This window comes from Onishia taeanensis (assembly GCF_003268885.1).
GTDB classification, from domain to species: domain Bacteria; phylum Pseudomonadota; class Gammaproteobacteria; order Pseudomonadales; family Halomonadaceae; genus Onishia; species Onishia taeanensis_A.
Map to the genome: position 1 here is coordinate 26,961 of NZ_QLSX01000009.1, position 14,948 is coordinate 41,908.

Annotated in this window: 14 protein-coding genes; 9 read left to right on the forward strand and 5 right to left on the reverse strand. The window is 65.3% G+C overall.

Annotation, left to right across the window (positions count from 1 at the left end; translation table 11 throughout):
* Positions 1 to 73 precede the first annotated feature (73 nt).
* From glsB to BCL93_RS12515, 6 genes are all read left to right on the forward strand, one after another.
* Positions 74 to 1,033 carry a glutaminase B gene (gene glsB, locus BCL93_RS12490; RefSeq protein WP_309251232.1) on the forward strand — a complete coding sequence of 320 codons (960 nt, stop codon included), beginning with the start codon at positions 74 to 76 and terminating at the stop codon, positions 1,031 to 1,033.
* A 79-nt stretch (positions 1,034 to 1,112) separates the two neighbouring features.
* Positions 1,113 to 1,745, forward strand: coding sequence for a guanylate kinase (gmk, locus tag BCL93_RS12495; RefSeq protein ID WP_112055606.1), 633 nt, complete (start codon positions 1,113 to 1,115; stop codon positions 1,743 to 1,745).
* An 82-nt stretch (positions 1,746 to 1,827) separates the two neighbouring features.
* The gene (gene rpoZ, locus BCL93_RS12500; RefSeq protein ID WP_112055607.1) at positions 1,828 to 2,079 is read left to right on the forward strand and encodes a DNA-directed RNA polymerase subunit omega; all 252 of its coding nucleotides are present in this window, start codon (positions 1,828 to 1,830) and stop codon (positions 2,077 to 2,079) included.
* Between the two features lie 64 nt (positions 2,080 to 2,143).
* The gene (gene spoT, locus BCL93_RS12505) at positions 2,144 to 4,285 is read left to right on the forward strand and encodes a bifunctional GTP diphosphokinase/guanosine-3',5'-bis pyrophosphate 3'-pyrophosphohydrolase (RefSeq protein ID WP_112055608.1); all 2,142 of its coding nucleotides are present in this window, start codon (positions 2,144 to 2,146) and stop codon (positions 4,283 to 4,285) included.
* Positions 4,286 to 4,371: 86 nt separating this feature from the next.
* Positions 4,372 to 4,761 (forward strand): RidA family protein, encoded by a 390-nt coding sequence (locus BCL93_RS12510; RefSeq protein ID WP_112055609.1) that lies wholly within the window; start codon positions 4,372 to 4,374, stop codon positions 4,759 to 4,761.
* Positions 4,762 to 5,097: 336 nt separating this feature from the next.
* Positions 5,098 to 5,637: an acyloxyacyl hydrolase gene (locus tag BCL93_RS12515; protein ID WP_112055610.1), complete on the forward strand. Its 540-nt coding sequence runs from the start codon at positions 5,098 to 5,100 to the stop codon at positions 5,635 to 5,637.
* Between the two features lie 11 nt (positions 5,638 to 5,648).
* On the opposite strand, the gene BCL93_RS12520 is transcribed toward BCL93_RS12515, so the two are convergent.
* Entirely contained in the window at positions 5,649 to 6,524 is an 876-nt protein-coding gene (locus tag BCL93_RS12520; RefSeq protein WP_112055611.1) for an SDR family oxidoreductase, read from the reverse strand.
* A gap of 78 nt (positions 6,525 to 6,602) precedes the next feature.
* On the opposite strand from BCL93_RS12520, the gene BCL93_RS12525 reads away from it, so the two are divergent.
* The gene (locus BCL93_RS12525) at positions 6,603 to 7,523 is read left to right on the forward strand and encodes a LysR substrate-binding domain-containing protein (protein ID WP_112055612.1); all 921 of its coding nucleotides are present in this window, start codon (positions 6,603 to 6,605) and stop codon (positions 7,521 to 7,523) included.
* The gene (recG, locus tag BCL93_RS12530; RefSeq protein WP_112055613.1) at positions 7,520 to 9,601 is read left to right on the forward strand and encodes an ATP-dependent DNA helicase RecG; all 2,082 of its coding nucleotides are present in this window, start codon (positions 7,520 to 7,522) and stop codon (positions 9,599 to 9,601) included. Before BCL93_RS12525 ends, recG begins: the two co-directional genes overlap by 4 nt.
* A gap of 36 nt (positions 9,602 to 9,637) precedes the next feature.
* On the opposite strand, the gene yccS is transcribed toward recG, so the two are convergent.
* From yccS to BCL93_RS12550, 4 genes are all read right to left on the reverse strand, one after another.
* Positions 9,638 to 11,860 carry a YccS family putative transporter gene (gene yccS, locus BCL93_RS12535; RefSeq protein ID WP_112055732.1) on the reverse strand — a complete coding sequence of 741 codons (2,223 nt, stop codon included), beginning with the start codon at positions 11,858 to 11,860 and terminating at the stop codon, positions 9,638 to 9,640.
* A 326-nt stretch (positions 11,861 to 12,186) separates the two neighbouring features.
* Positions 12,187 to 12,543, reverse strand: coding sequence for a hypothetical protein (locus BCL93_RS12540; protein ID WP_112055733.1), 357 nt, complete (start codon positions 12,541 to 12,543; stop codon positions 12,187 to 12,189).
* A 91-nt stretch (positions 12,544 to 12,634) separates the two neighbouring features.
* Entirely contained in the window at positions 12,635 to 12,910 is a 276-nt protein-coding gene (locus tag BCL93_RS12545; RefSeq protein WP_092525168.1) for an HU family DNA-binding protein, read from the reverse strand.
* A gap of 149 nt (positions 12,911 to 13,059) precedes the next feature.
* Entirely contained in the window at positions 13,060 to 14,220 is a 1,161-nt protein-coding gene (locus tag BCL93_RS12550) for an FAD-dependent oxidoreductase (RefSeq protein ID WP_112055614.1), read from the reverse strand.
* 74 nt (positions 14,221 to 14,294) lie between these two features.
* On the opposite strand from BCL93_RS12550, the gene BCL93_RS12555 reads away from it, so the two are divergent.
* The gene (locus tag BCL93_RS12555; protein WP_425339121.1) at positions 14,295 to 14,849 is read left to right on the forward strand and encodes a chorismate--pyruvate lyase family protein; all 555 of its coding nucleotides are present in this window, start codon (positions 14,295 to 14,297) and stop codon (positions 14,847 to 14,849) included.
* Positions 14,850 to 14,948: the final 99 nt, after the last annotated feature.

A 14,948-nucleotide genomic window follows, 5' to 3' on the forward strand; every position in this document is an offset into this window, starting at 1 on the left:
CCGGCCGCGGCATCTGCCGCCGCCGGGCCGTCGCGTCCTGGCTCCCTTCGCGACGACCAGCCAGAGAGTTCTCATGGAAACGATGCAGGAATGGGTGGAAAGCCTGGAACGACGCGCCAGAACCCGGCTGGGCAGCGGCCGCGTCGCCAACTATATTCCCGCGCTGGCGCAACGGCGGGCCGACCGCTTCGGCATCGCCATCTGCACCAATGACGGGGAGATCTACCACGCCGGCGAGGCACAGGAGCCGTTCTCGATTCAGAGCATCGCCAAGACGCTGCTGCTGACCCTGGCCTTGCGCGTGCACGGCGATGCCCTGTGGACACGGGTGGGCCGCAATCCCTCGGGAATGCCCTTCAATTCCCTGACTCAACTTGAGGTGGAGGGCGGCAAGCCCCGTAACCCCTTCATCAACGCCGGCGCCATCGCGGTCACCGATCGCCTGGTCAGCGCCTTCGCCACGCCGTCGAAACATCTTCGCGACGTCGCCCGCCGACTGTCCGCCAACCCGACGATCCACATCGACGAAGGCGTGCAGGCCTCCGAGTGGCAGCATCGAGCCCGCAACGCCGCCATGGCCTACCTGATGCAGGCCTTCGGCCATCTGGACAACGACGTGGACGCCGTCCTGCAGGCCTATTTCTCCTGCTGTGCGCTGTCCATGAGCTGCGTCGACCTCGCCCGGACTTTCAATTTCCTGGCCGCCGGGGGATACGCCCGATCCCTGGGCGAGCAGTTCATCGCGCCCGACCTGTCACGGCGGATCAATTCGCTGCTGTTCACCTGCGGCATGTACGACGCGGCGGGCGACTTCGCCTACCGGGCCGGCCTACCGGCCAAGAGTGGGGTCGGCGGCGGAATCATCGCCATCGTCCCGGGCTGCTTCTCGGTCTGCGCCTGGTCACCGGCGCTGGATGAGCGCGGCAACTCGGTGGCCGCTCAGTACGTCCTCGAACTCCTCGCCGATGATATGGGCCACGGGGCCGGGGTCCCTCGCCACCTGAGGCAGGATGGCCGAACCTGGATGCTGTAGAGCGAAGGCCAATCTATGCGATACTTCGCGCCTTTCCGAGCCGCTCGCTCTTCAGCCGTCAACGTCAGGGACCTCGCTCATGCCCCAAGGCACTCTCTATATCGTTTCCGCTCCCTCCGGAGCCGGCAAGACCAGCCTGGTCAAGGCCCTGCTCGAGCATCTAGACGGCATCGGCGTCTCGGTCTCGCACACCACCCGCGAGAAGCGCCCGGGCGAGGTCGACGGCGTCAACTACCACTTCGTCGACCGCGAACGCTTCGAGGAGATGATCGAGCGCGGCGAGTTCTTCGAGCATGCCCGCGTCTTCGACAACTACTACGGCACCTCGCGTCCGGCGGTGGAAGCCCGCCTGGCAGCCGGCGAAGACGTGATCCTGGAGATCGACTGGCAGGGCGCCCGTCAGGTCCGCGCCCAGATGCCCGAGGCCGAATCCGTGTTCATCCTGCCGCCGTCCCGGGCCGCGCTGCGTGCACGGCTGGCCGGCCGCGGCACCGACGACGAGGCGATCATCGAGCGGCGCATGCGCGACGCCATCAGCGAGATGTCGCACTTTGACGAATATGCCCACGTGATCATCAACGACGACTTCGCCACCGCCCTGGCCGAGCTCGAAGCGCTGGTGCGCGGTCAGCGCACTCGGCTTGCCCGGGTACGCGAGCGCCAGGGCCTGCTGCTGGCGTCACTCTTGTCACAGGACGAAGGGCTACAGTAGACTGCACGGTCCCGCAGCGTGCCCGTCGGCGGGGCCTTCGAACGATTTATCTTTCCCATCCCTCGAACTCAGGTACCTGATCATGGCGCGAGTCACCGTCGAAGATTGTCTGGAACACGTCGAAAACCGTTTCAAGCTGGTGATGATCTCCACCCAGCGTGCGCGTCAGCTGGCCCGCGGCTCCCGCGATGCCCTGCTGCCCTGGGAAAACGACAAGCCCACCGTCATGGCGCTGCGTGAGATCGCCGCCCAGAAGATCAACGAAAACGTGCTCAACGAGCCGATCGAGGCAGCGGTACGCCCCCGTCGCGAGCCCGAAATGGGCGAGGAATGACGCAACCGCGCTGAATTCTGATATCGTCAACCTTTCCTTTGCGTTCAGGGTATAGGCGTGCTGCATGTTCACCATCGATGACCTGGCCGACCGCCTAGGCGGCTATCTTCCCTCGGAGGAAATCCGCCAGGTCAAGCGCGCCTTCTACTACGCCGAGCAGGCCCATGACGGCCAGCGCCGCCGCTCAGGCGAGCCCTATGTGACCCATCCGCTGGCGGTCGCCAACATTCTCGCCAACATGCACATGGACCATCAGGCCCTGATGGCGGCCATGCTGCATGATGTGATCGAAGATACCGGCGTCTCCAAGAAGGCCCTCGCCGAACAGTTCGGCGAACCGGTAGCGGAGCTGGTCGACGGCGTCTCGAAGCTGACCCAGATCACCTTCGAAGACAAGGCCGTCGCCCAGGCCGAGAATTTTCAGAAGATGGTGCTGGCGATGTCCCGGGACATCCGGGTGATCATCGTCAAGCTCGCCGACCGCCTGCACAACATGCGCACCCTGGGCGCTCTGCGCCCGGACAAGAAGCGCCGCATCGCCCGCGAGACCCTTGAAATCTACGCCCGCATCGCCGGGCGGCTAGGCATCAACACCATTCGCGTCGAGCTCGAGGACCTGTCCTTCCAGGCCCTGCACCCGATGCGCGCCGAGCGCATCAAGCGCGCGGTGGGCAAGGCCCGCGGCAACCGTCGCACCACCATCCGCCAGGTCCAGTCGAGCCTGCAGAAATGCCTCGACGACGACGGTCTGCCGGGCACGGTGGTCGGGCGCCAGAAGCACCTGCTGTCGATCTATCGCAAGATGCGCGACCAGCGTAAGCCGTTTGCCGAGATCATGGACGTGTTCGGGTTTCGCATCATCACCGACGATGTCGACAGCTGTTATCGCATCCTCGGTGCGGTACACAATCTCTACAAGCCGGTACCGGGGCGCTTCAAAGACTACATCGCCATCCCTAAGGCCAACGGCTACCAGAGCCTGCATACCACCCTGTTCGGCACCGGCGGCATGCCCATCGAGGTGCAGATCCGCACCCGCGAGATGGAGGCCATGGCCAACAACGGCATCGCCGCCCACTGGCTCTACAAGGCCGGCCAGACCGAGCGGCCAATCGCCGCCGGCAGCCACGCCAGGGCGCGGGAATGGGTGCGCGGCCTGCTCGAGATGCAGCGCCAGGCGGGCAATTCGCTGGAGTTCATCGAGCACGTCAAGAACGACCTGTTCCCTGACGATATTTATGTATTCACGCCAAAAGGCGACATCATGGAGCTGCCCCAGGGCGCCACGGTGATCGACTTCGCCTACAGCGTGCATACCGACATCGGCAACAGCTGCATCGCCTGTCGCATCGACCGCCACCTGGCGCCGCTTTCGAGCCGCCTGGAAAGCGGCCAGACCCTTGAGATCATCACCGCGCCCGGGGCCCGGCCCAACACCGCCTGGCTGTCGTTCGTGATGACCGCCAAGGCACGCTCGGCGATCCGCCATGCGCTCAAGCATCAGCAGCATACCGAGTCCGTCCAGCTCGGCCATCGCCTGCTCAACAAAGCGCTTGCCGATTACGAACTCAGCCTCGAGGAACTGCCCCAGGACGCGCTGCCGTCGCTGCTCGAGGAGCTGTCGCTCAAGCGCAGCGATGAACTGCTGGAATCGATTGGCCTTGGCAACCGCATGGCCCACGCCGTCGCCCACCGGCTCGCCAGCAGGCTGCCCGACGACCAGCCGGCCAGTGGCGGTGACATCGGCCCCGGCAATGCCGAAGGCTCGATCGTCATCAGTGGCGCCGACGGCATGGTGATCAACTTCGCCCGCTGCTGCCACCCGTTACCCGGTGATCCGGTGATCGGCCACCTTTCGGTGGGCAAGGGTATCGTCGTGCACCGCACCGAATGCCGCAATCTGGTGGAACTGAGGAGCGATCCGGACAAGCTCTTCAGCCTCTCCTGGTCGGAGAACATTCAGGAAGACTTCCCGGTGGCGCTGCGCATCCACATGGAAAGCCGCCGCGGCCTGGTCGCCGAGCTGGCGAGTCTGGTGACCGACGCCGATGCCAACATCGAGCGCATCGGTATCGAAGAGCGCGACGCCCGACTGTCGATCGTCAACCTGACCCTGTCGGTCCATGACCGCGTCCACCTGGCGAGCATCATGAAGCGGATCCGCAACCTGTCCCACGTCGGCAAGATCACCCGCGTCCGAAATTAACGCCGTTTCTTTCCCCCCGTCCGATGAGATCGGGCGGGGATATCTGTCGTTTTATTCCACGCCACATTCACAACAGGAGCATTGTTATGAGCAACAAGGCCGTCATCAACACCGAGAAGGCACCGGCTGCCATCGGCCCCTATTCCCAGGCCATCAAGGCGGGCAACACCGTCTATATCTCAGGCCAGATCCCGCTAGACCCGGCCACCATGGAGCTGGTCTCCGACGACTTCGAGGCACAGGCCCGCCAGGTCTTCAAGAACCTGTCCGCGGTGTGCGAGGAAGCTGCCGGTTCACTGCAGGACATCGTCAAGATCAACCTTTACCTGGTCGATCTCGACAACTTCGCGATCGTGAACCGGGTGATGGAAGAGTTCTTCGCGACCCCTTACCCGGCCCGCGCCGCCGTCGGCATCAAGGCCTTGCCCAAGGGCAGCCAGTTCGAAGCCGAAGCGGTGATGGTGATCGGCGACTGAACCGATGGCGAACGCCATCGCCTGTTCCTCGCGCCAAGGCCCAAGCGGCCATGCGCGAGGAATGATCGGTGGTCCTTTTATCTCGCACTAGCACTCCCTCCTTGCCAGTGAGAGACGGCCCCAAGCCGACCCTTCGCTGCCTCATTCAATCCTCCCTCGTGCCATCCTCGTTCGCCATGCCAAGCCCCCTATGTCCGAGCGCGCTCCTCAGCGTATCCCTCGGCTGGCGCTATAATCAGCTAATACTCATCGAGTCCGTGACCACCGACGAGGGGCCACGCTTCGACAGCCTGGCGACTTCACCTGGCGAGTAGCGAGTTTGCGGGAGGGGCAGCCATGCAAGCAGACAAGCGAAGGATAGCAAGGCAATGCCAAGGGGCGGTGATCGCCCTCATACTCGGGTGGAGCACGGTCGAGGTACACGCCTGGTCGCTGGACCCCGGGCTGGAAGGCGGCGTCAGCAGTGAGGAGAGCCCGACGCTGACGCTTGGTCTGCATCACGGCTTCACCGCCCCGCCTTGGCTGCCTAGCGAGTGGCAGCCGTGGTCGCTGCAGTTATCCGGGCGCTTGCTGTTGATGCCCGGGCGCAACAGCGAGAAGTCGAATGCGGCGCTGATCCTGGCCCCCGCGATGCGCTACACCTTCGCCGGAGGCACCTTCGTCGAGGGTGGCGTCGGCGCTGCGATCTTCCTCAAGACCCACCTGCGCGACAGCGAGCTTGGCACTGCCGGCCAGTTCGAGGACCGCCTGGCCATCGGCTGGCCGTGGGGGCGCGGCGCATTCCATCTGGCCATCGCCCACTACTCGAATGCCAGCATCAAACCGCCCAACAACGGGCTGGAGGTGCTATCACTGGGCTATCGCTGGCGGCTGTAACGCCCTCGGCGCTAGCGTGAGGCCTCGGGCAGGAAGCCGCCAGCCTCGAGCACCTGGGCATAGCCCTCACGGTAGCTCGGGTAGCGGAAGACATAGCCGGAGGCCAGCAGGCGAGCGTTATTGCAGCGCTTGCTGGCCCGGCGGCGCAGCGGCGACTGGATGACCTGGGTGGACTCGACCTTAAGTTTGGTGGCAAGCCAGGTCATCACCTCGTGCAGCGGCGCCGGCTCGCAGTCGGTGGCAAGATAGAGCGGCTCCACCGGCGCCTTGTCCAGCACGCGCTGAATCAGGTGCTCAAGCACCCCGGCACAGTCATCGCGGTGAATGCGGTTGGAATACATGGGGGGATTGGAGGCGGCGATGCGCCCCTCGCCGGCCTGGCGGATCAGCCGGTCGCGTCCCGGACCGTAGATGCCCGAGAAACGCACCACGGTGCCCGGCAACTCATGCGCGATCAGCGCCTCTTCGGCCTCCTGCATCAGTTGGCCGGAGAAGCCGCTGGGCTCGATGGGGCTATCCTCATCGACCTGCTCGCCTTCGCGCTGCGCATAGACGCTGGTGGAGGAGACAAAGAACACGTGACGCGGCGGTGCCTCGCGACCGGCGAACTCGGCGAGCACCGCCTTGAGACCGGCCGGATAGGCGGCGCGATAGGCGTCTTCCTCGAAGCGGTCGGCGCTCAGCACATAGACCAGGGTGTCGGCATCGGGCAGCTCGGCCACCGCGCCCTCGGCGTGAATGTCGAGAGACAGCGGTTCGATGCCGCTATCTTCGAGCGTCGCGGCCTTGCGGCGCACGCCCACCACCCGCTGGCCGGCCTCGATGAGACGCTTGCCAAGGGTCGTGCCGATGTCGCCACAGCCAATAATCAGTGTCGTCTTCTTCACCTTTGCCCTGCCCCTTGATAAAAAGTAGCTATCAGAACCATCCTGTTCATTTACTGCGAGAGCGCAGCCAGGCATCACATGACTCTAACAGAACTCCGCTACATCGTAACCTTGGCGCAGGAGCGCCATTTCGGGCGTGCCGCCGAGCGCTGTTTCGTCTCCCAGCCGACCCTGTCGGTGGCGGTCAAGAAGCTCGAGGAAGAGCTCGGGGTAGCGCTGTTCGAGCGCTCCAAGTCGACGGTACAGGTCACGCCCCTGGGCGAGCAAATCGTCGAGCAGGCGCAGCGGGTACTCGAGCAGTCGAGCGTCATCCGCGAGCTGGCCAACGCCGGCAAGGACCAACTGGCGAGCCCGCTGCGCATCGGCGCCATCTATACCATCGGGCCCTACCTGTTTCCCTACCTGATCCCGGAACTGACCCGCACCGCGCCGCAGATGTCGCTGTACATCGAGGAAGGCTTCACCGCCGACCTGCGGCGCAAGCTGAGAAGCGGCGAGCTCGACGCCATCATCGTTGCGCTGCCCTTCACCGAGACCGACGTGCTGACCAAGCCGGTCTACGATGAGGAGTTCGAGGTGCTGATGCCCGCCGATCACCCCTGGAGTTCGCGGGACAGCATCGCCAAGGAAGACCTGCTCCAGGAACGGCTGCTGTTGCTCGGCGAGGGGCACTGTTTCCGCGATCAGATCCTCGAAGCCTGCCCGGCGATCAGCGCCAAGCTCAACAGCCCCAATAACACCCTGACCGCCGAGGGCGGCTCGCTTGAGACCATTCGTCATATGGTGGCCTCGAAGCTCGGCATCACGGTACTACCCCATTCGGCGATCGGCACCGGCCACTACGAAGCCGGCGTGCTCACCTCCCGGCCCTTTGCCAGTGATGTGCCCTCGCGCACTGTCGCGATCGCCTGGCGGGCGAGCTTCCCGCGGCCCAAGGCCATCGACACCCTCACCGAGGCGATCCGGCGCTGCCGGGCCCGTCAGCTCGAGACCTCATGAGCGAGCTGACCCAGGACGTCAGTGCCCTCAAGGGGGTCGGCGAGGCGCTCGCGGGCAAGCTTGGCCGGCTCGGGGTGGCGAGCATCGCCGACCTGCTGTTCCACCTGCCGCTGCGCTACCAGGACCGCACCCGGGTGACGCCGGTCGGCACCCTGCGCGCCGGTCACGAGGCGGTGGTGCAGGGCGAGGTGGCGGCCTGCGACGTGATCAAGGGTCGCCGACGCAGCCTGCTGGTGCGACTCACCGATGGTTCCGGCATCCTGAGCCTGCGCTTCTTCCACTTCTCGCCCGCGCAGCAGCAGCAGTTCCAGCCCGGCACACGGGTCCACGCCTTCGGCGAGGCCCGGGCCGGCGCCACCGGGCTCGAGATCTATCATCCGGAATATCGCCTGCTCAAGGCCGGTGAGGCGGTGGTCGACGAACACCTGACCCCGCTCTACCCCACCACCGAGGGCCTCAACCAGGCGCGCCTGCGCGGCCTGATCGATCAAGCCATGCGCCTGCTCCAAGAGGCGCCGGCGGCGCTGCCGGACTGGATTCCGGAAGGCCTGCGCCAGCGTTTCCGGCTGCCCGAGCTGCATGCGGCACTTAACTACCTGCACCACCCGCCGCCCGAGGCCAACCTGGACCAACTGCGGGAAGGCACTCACCCGACCCAGCGCCGTCTGGCGCTGGAAGAGCTGCTGGCCCACCAGCTCAGTCTGCGGGTGGTGCGTCAGCGCATCCAGGCCGACGGCGCACCGCCCCTCCCCTCAGGCCGCAGCCTGCAGGCGCGCTTCGTCTCGAAACTGCCGTTCTCGCTGACCGGCGCCCAGCGCCGGGTACTCGACGAGATCGGCCGGGATCTCGAGCGCGCGGTGCCGATGCTGCGTCTCGTGCAGGGCGACGTGGGCTCGGGCAAGACGGTGGTCGCGGCGATGGCGGCGCTCACCGCCATCGCCGGCGGCTGCCAGGTCGCCATGATGGCACCAACCGAGCTGCTCGCCGAACAGCACTACCGCACCTTTCGCGACTGGTTCGAACCACTGGGCATCGAGGTGGCCTGGCTCGCCGGCAAGCTCAAGGGCAAGGCGCGGCTCGATACCAAGGCGGCGCTGGCCGACGGCCGCGTGCAGCTGGTGGTGGGTACCCATGCGCTCTTCCAGGCCGACGTGCACTTCAAGTGCCTGGGGCTTGCCATCATCGACGAGCAGCACCGCTTCGGCGTTCACCAGCGCCTGGCATTGCGCGAGAAGGGCGAGGCCGCAGGCCTGACACCCCATCAGCTGGTGATGACGGCCACCCCGATTCCGCGCACCCTGGCGATGAGCGCCTATGCCGACCTGGACGTCTCGGTGATCGACGAGCTGCCGCCGGGGCGCACTCCGGTGCAGACCGTGGCCGTCCCCGATGAGCGCCGTCCCGAGGTGGTCGCGCGCATCGAGCGCGCCTGCGCCGAGGGCCGCCAGGCCTACTGGGTCTGCACCCTGATCGAGGAATCCGAGGCCCTGCAGTGCCAGGCCGCCGAGGCCACCCACGAGAGCCTCACCGAGGCGCTGCCGGATCTCGCCATCGGGCTGGTGCACGGGCGCATGAAGGCCGGCGAGAAGGCCGAGGTAATGGCGGCTTTCAAGGACGGCGAGCTGGACCTGCTGATCGCCACCACGGTGATCGAGGTCGGGGTCGACGTGCCCAACGCCAGCCTGATGATCATCGAGAACCCGGAGCGGCTGGGCCTCTCGCAGTTGCATCAGCTGCGCGGCCGGGTCGGGCGTGGTGCCACCGAGAGCTTCTGCGTGCTGCTCTACCATCCGCCGCTGTCGGCCCACTCACGGGAGCGGCTGGGCGTCATGCGCGAGACCACCGACGGCTTTCGCATCGCCGAGAAAGACCTGGAGCTTCGCGGGCCCGGCGAGGTGCTGGGCACGCGTCAGACGGGACTTGCGGCAATGAAGATTGCCGACCTGGAACGTGACCGCGATCTGCTCGAACGGGTCGGCCCGCTGGCCAGGGCCCTGCTCGAGGAGTCTCCCGAATCAAGCGCGCCCTTGATCCGCCGCTGGCTGGGTGAAGAAGCCGGACGCTACGGCCAAGTCTGAGTCGAATCAGCCTGAGCCGAATCAGTCTGAGGCGACTCAGGCCTGACCGGCGCATGGCGCATCGCTCGACTCACCGCTGGGATGGGTCAGCACCCGCTCTGCCGCCTCGCTCATCGGCACAAGCTGTCGCGCGATGTGCAACAGCTGAGTCTGAATCACACGGCGCGCATCATCGCTGTCATCCTGCGCTATGGAGGGCTCTTGCTCGAAGAGCGCCAGCAGCGCGCGCTGTTCATCCTTGAGGTCCGGGATCTGCTGGCGCGACATCAGGCTGGCGGCAATCGCCTCGAAGCCATCGGCCACGCGGCGCGCCGCCGCATAAATAGGCGCGTCGTCCGCGCTCGCCGCCAGGGTGCCGCGGTGAGCCCCCAGGGCAGAGAGATAGCCCAGCAGCGTATTCGAGACGACCAGAAAGCGAAAACCGTCGTCGGCATCCTTCTTACGATAATGCCCTGGTTCCTGCAGCATGTTGGCGAGCACCGTGGAGAGCGCGGCATCCGCGTTGTGGGCGTTGCGTCGCGCCAAGCGGTAAGCGAGGTCATCCTGCTTGCCGGTCTCATATTGATGGATGATCTCGCGCAGATAATCGCTGTTGCGCGATAGTGCCGTCGCCGCCACCTTGTTGAGCCGCCGCCCCTGCCAGTCGGGCAAGATCAAGAAGACCGCCAGCCCCGAGATCAGGCCGCCGATCAGCGTATCGATAAGGCGCGGCAGGATAAGATCGAAGCCGTCGCCGACCTGATTGAAGCTGGTCAGCACCAGAATGGTGATGGCGACAGTGGCAATGACATAGTGTTTTTCGCGATTGGCGAAGAAGACCACGCCGGCCACGACCGAGAGCAGACACTGCACAAGGGCGCTAGGGAAGAGACTGATCGACGCCCAGCCCAAGCAGAGTCCGATCATGGTGCCCAGAATACGCTGGCGTAGAAAACGCCGAGTGGCGCCGAAATTAGGCCGACACACGAACAAGGTGGTCAGCAATATCCAGTAGCCCTGGGTGGGATGGATAAGATGTTGCACCCCATAGCCCGCCAGCAGGGCAAGCGATAGGCGTAGCGCGTGACGAAAGGTCGGCGAACCGGGCGTCAGGTTGAGGCGAATGCGCTCCCAGGCATCCTTGACGCTACGCGGAGAGCGATTGAACAGGCTGGGGTCTTTCTGATCGGCGCTGGCATCAGGATTGTAAGCACTTGCCAACTGATCCTCGAGGGTCGTCAGGTTGCGCCCGAGCGCCTGTAATGAGCGCAGCAGCGGCGCCCATTCGGGATGGTCCTGGTCCTGCAGGTAGCCGATCGACGCGCGCAGGTCATCCAGCGCCTGCTCACTCGGACCGTGATCGAACGGCTGACGCAGCAGTAGCGCCTTGGATAGCCGCTTGCAGGCCCGCCCCTGCTGGTCAAGCAGCCGCTGGCAGCGGAACAGCACGTCATAATGAAAAAACGTCTCGGCAAGGGCCGAATAGGGATAGTGAGAGGCGCTGACTCGTTCGTGGATGTCCTGGGCGATGAAATAAAGCCGCAGATAGCGGTTGAGCTTACGGTTACCGCGCTGGCCTTCAAGGCGCCGGAAAATCATCTCCTTGGCTTGGTTGAGGGCCATCACCACGCGTCCATTCTGTCGCGCCAACGCCAAACGACGGCTCTCGACATCCACCTCTCTGACCGGCTCGAAGAACGTCGCCTTGATAACCAGGTATTCGCCCAGCTCACGGTATAGCTGCGCCATGCTCTGCTTGACCGGCTGACGCGAGAACAGCGCGCACCAAAAGACCGAGATCAAACCATACCAGGCAGCGCCGCCGACCAGCAGCATCGGCTGATACCAGAAGCTGCCTTCTGTGGTCCCGCCGTGCTGCTCGATATTGATCATCGAGTAGACCGACAGAATCAGCGTCGCCGTGGCGATCGTCGCGTAACGCTGCTCGACAGCGCCCAGCATGATCAGGGTGAACGCGGCGAGTGTCAGCCCCGTGGCGAACAACAGAGGCCAGGGAAAGAGCAGCTCCACCGCCACCGAGGCCACGAAAAAACAGGCCAGGGTGACCAACAGGGCCCTGACGCGACCCTCCCAGTTATCGTCGGTCTCCGCCAGCGCACTGGCGATGATGCCGAGAAACAGCGGGATGGCCAGCGCCATATGGTCCTGATACCAGCTCAGCGCCATGGCACCGCTCAAGGCGATGAAGACGCGGAAGCTGTAGGCGAACTTGTCGAGCGTCCACAGTCGACGCAGCGAATGAGAGAACGAATCGGAAATCTCAATAACTCCTGGCGGGCATCGATGATGGCGGTAGCAACGGCACACACTTGGCGGCAGGATCAGCCGACGGCGAGGCGATCACGCCCAGCGGCCGAATGATTCGACTTTAGTATAACGCCATCTGCCCGACTAACCACGCATGCACACCACTCGCCACTCTATTTGATGTCCTATTCGCCACACCATTCGCCACCTCAGGCATCGCCTCCTGCATGGCGATTTGCATGGCGACTTACATGGAGAGAAACGTTGCGAAGGGAGCAGGCGGGTCAGCACATCGGGCAACAGGGCGAGGGGTCGACGTGACCTGCTATCGTCGAGAGCTAGAGGTGCTTGAACAGACGCTGCAGCTTGGCGAGATCGCCGCTGTCGCCAACCAGGCGCAGCTTGCCGGCCATCAGGCTCTCGCGGAAGGCACGAGACGTCGGCTTACGCAGCACCTTGACGGCCGTGGCCGGATCGTCGAAGCGCAGTTCGAGATCAAGATCCACCGGCAGGCTGGGCCCGGAGGTGATGCCGTCGGGAGTCATTCGGTAGTGGCGGGCAATCGAGAGATCCTCGGTGGCGATCCCCCAGTCCAGATGACCCAGCTCGGACAGGGCTTCACGAAAGCGTGGCTTGCGACGCCGGGCGCGCTTGAGCATCACGCTCAACAGCCAGAGCATCAAACGAAGCGTCATGGGCATGCCTCAGGGAAGGAAATTCATTCCACCGGCCGGACTGCGACCGGTGGAGCGCGTCACACAGGGAACGCGCGAGTGACGGCCACGCTTACTTGGTGACGGCGTCTTTCAGCGCCTTGCCGGGCTTGAACGCCACGGTCTTGCTGGCGGGGATGGTCAACGGCTGACCGGTCTGGGGGTTCTTGCCAGTGCGGGCGGCACGCTCGCGAACGGTGAAAGAGCCGAAGCCGATCAGGGACACATCCTGCCCCTTGGCGACACTGCCGGTAATTTCATCGAGGATAACGTTGAGTACCTGGCTGGCCTTGTCCTTGGATAGGTCGGCACGCTCGGCGATCGCCGAGGCGAGTTCTGGTTTGCGCATATAGCCCTCCTGGTGTGCGGTTCAAGGCGGCATCCGCCGCCTCAGATCGTTGTGAGGCCGGTTTCTGGTGGAGTCGCGGTGGTCGAGTCCAAGCCGGTATTGGCCAAGATGCCGAGGTGGTCGGAATCACCACGCCGGCAGCAACCAATCTAGATTAGCAATGCTGGGGCGACTCGTGCCAGTTCGACTTTCCGACGCACGCAGGCGCCTGTCAACGCAAAACCAATCATACGTCCGTTTTCGTCTTCTGCCCGAGCACTCCAATCACGCCCTTCCCCATCGATCCGCCAGTGGGCCGGCACCTGACGCGGCGGCAGCGCCACCACCGGCAGCAGCGGTGTCTTGACCAGTATCGGCCAGGGGCCATACGTCACCGGCGTCGGGGTGCCAGTGAGGGTCGCCGCCAGTGCCTTGGCACCGGCCTGCAGGGGCTGCACGTACATGGCGTTGATGCCGTCGACGCAGGCCACATCGCCCAGCGCATGGATGCCCGGCTGTGAGGTGGCCAGGTAGCGGTCGGTATGCACGCCCTCAGGGCCCACGGCCAGGCCGGCAGCCTCGGCGAGCGACGTGCGCGGCGATAGGCCGGTAGCGACCAGCACCAGATCCGCCTCGAGCGACCGGCCATCGTCGAGGGTCAGCGCCAGCTGCTCACCGTCCTCGCCAAGCGCCGCCAGGGTCCGGCCCGTCTGCAGCGCGATGCCGGCCTCCCGGAAGGCATCATTCAAGGCCGCCCCCAGCGTCTCGGGCAGCAGCCGCGCCAGCGGCGTGGGCTCAGGGGTGATCAGCGTCACGCCATGGCCGCCGGCGACCAGGTCATTGGCATACTCGCAACCCACCAGGCCGCTGCCGATGATCGCCACTCGCGCCGGGCGAGCGAGCCTCGCCAGCGCCGCGTGGAAGACGCGGTAGTCGTCGAGGTCATTGATCGCAAAGACCCTGGATGCCAGCGCGGGCGGAATCGCGAAGGGCGCCACCGGCGCGGCGCCGGTCGCCAACACCAGCTCGCCATAGGGCAACGTCTCGGCGCCGATCTCGAGGCACTTCGTCAGCGGATCGATCGACGTGACCCGGGTGTGGGTGCGCACCACGGCGTCGAGGCCCTCGGCCAGCGAAAGCGCATCGCGGCTGGCCAGCCGCGACGGGGGCAGCCCCTTGGCGAAGCCGGTGGAGAGCATCGGCTTGGAGTAATCGTCACCGCTGTCGGCAGTGATCAGGGTGATCGGCCGCGCGGCGTCACGGGCACGCACCTGGCGGGCCAGCTGAATACCGGCCATGCCGGTGCCGAGGATGGTCAAGGGTGCAGTCATGGCGCTCCCGACGAGCAATAACGTGAACGCCGCATGGTACACTATGCGCCCCGATATTGGCCTGGAGGCGCCCGGTGCGCGATCGCCCGACATCTCCCTCTCTGAGCACCACCTGGCGCCGCTGGTACCCCGCTGCCGTGGCCCGGCCGACCATGAGCCCCGCCTGGTGGACCTGGGTCGCCAGCCGCGACTCGCTGACGGCGAGGCTGATCGCTGCCGCCGACGGTCGTCCCTTTCGGGTGCGCCTGCTGGACCAGCGCATCGGCCGCCCCGGACACGACGAAGCCCGGGCACTGGGGCTCAGGCCCCGAGAGCGCGCCTGGCTGCGCGAGGTGGCGCTGTGCATCGAGGAGCAGCCCTGGGTGGTGGCTCGCTCGGTGGTGCCACTCGCTCGGCTCCACGGCCAGCGCCTGGATCGCCTTGGTGAGCGTTCGCTGGGCCACTGGCTGTTTCGTCAACCGGACCTCGAGCGCGGGCCGATTGAGGTCACCCAAGCCGCAGCAGGCTTTCACGGCGGCCTCGGCCCATGGGGGCGACGCTCGGTGTTTCGCCACGGTCGCTTCGCGGTACTGGTTCAGGAGTTCTTCCTCGATACCATGAGCGATGAGCTGGGCCTGCCGCCACGCTGACCGGCCGCCGCGCCTAAACCATCGCAGCTAGCCCATGGCGTTAAATGAGTCGTGACGATAAATGGGCCATGGCATTAAATGAGCCGGCGCGATAAAAGA

Coding starts and splice junctions, on each gene's coding strand:
- glsB (WP_309251232.1), top strand. CDS start 74: ATGGAAACGATGCAGGAATGGGTGGAAAGCCTGGAACGACGCGCCAGA.
- gmk (WP_112055606.1), top strand. CDS start 1,113: ATGCCCCAAGGCACTCTCTATATCGTTTCCGCTCCCTCCGGAGCCGGC.
- rpoZ (WP_112055607.1), top strand. CDS start 1,828: ATGGCGCGAGTCACCGTCGAAGATTGTCTGGAACACGTCGAAAACCGT.
- spoT (WP_112055608.1), top strand. CDS start 2,144: ATGTTCACCATCGATGACCTGGCCGACCGCCTAGGCGGCTATCTTCCC.
- BCL93_RS12510 (WP_112055609.1), top strand. CDS start 4,372: ATGAGCAACAAGGCCGTCATCAACACCGAGAAGGCACCGGCTGCCATC.
- BCL93_RS12515 (WP_112055610.1), top strand. CDS start 5,098: ATGCAAGCAGACAAGCGAAGGATAGCAAGGCAATGCCAAGGGGCGGTG.
- BCL93_RS12525 (WP_112055612.1), top strand. CDS start 6,603: ATGACTCTAACAGAACTCCGCTACATCGTAACCTTGGCGCAGGAGCGC.
- recG (WP_112055613.1), top strand. CDS start 7,520: ATGAGCGAGCTGACCCAGGACGTCAGTGCCCTCAAGGGGGTCGGCGAG.
- BCL93_RS12540 (WP_112055733.1), bottom strand. CDS start 12,543: ATGACGCTTCGTTTGATGCTCTGGCTGTTGAGCGTGATGCTCAAGCGC.
- BCL93_RS12545 (WP_092525168.1), bottom strand. CDS start 12,910: ATGCGCAAACCAGAACTCGCCTCGGCGATCGCCGAGCGTGCCGACCTA.
- BCL93_RS12550 (WP_112055614.1), bottom strand. CDS start 14,220: ATGACTGCACCCTTGACCATCCTCGGCACCGGCATGGCCGGTATTCAG.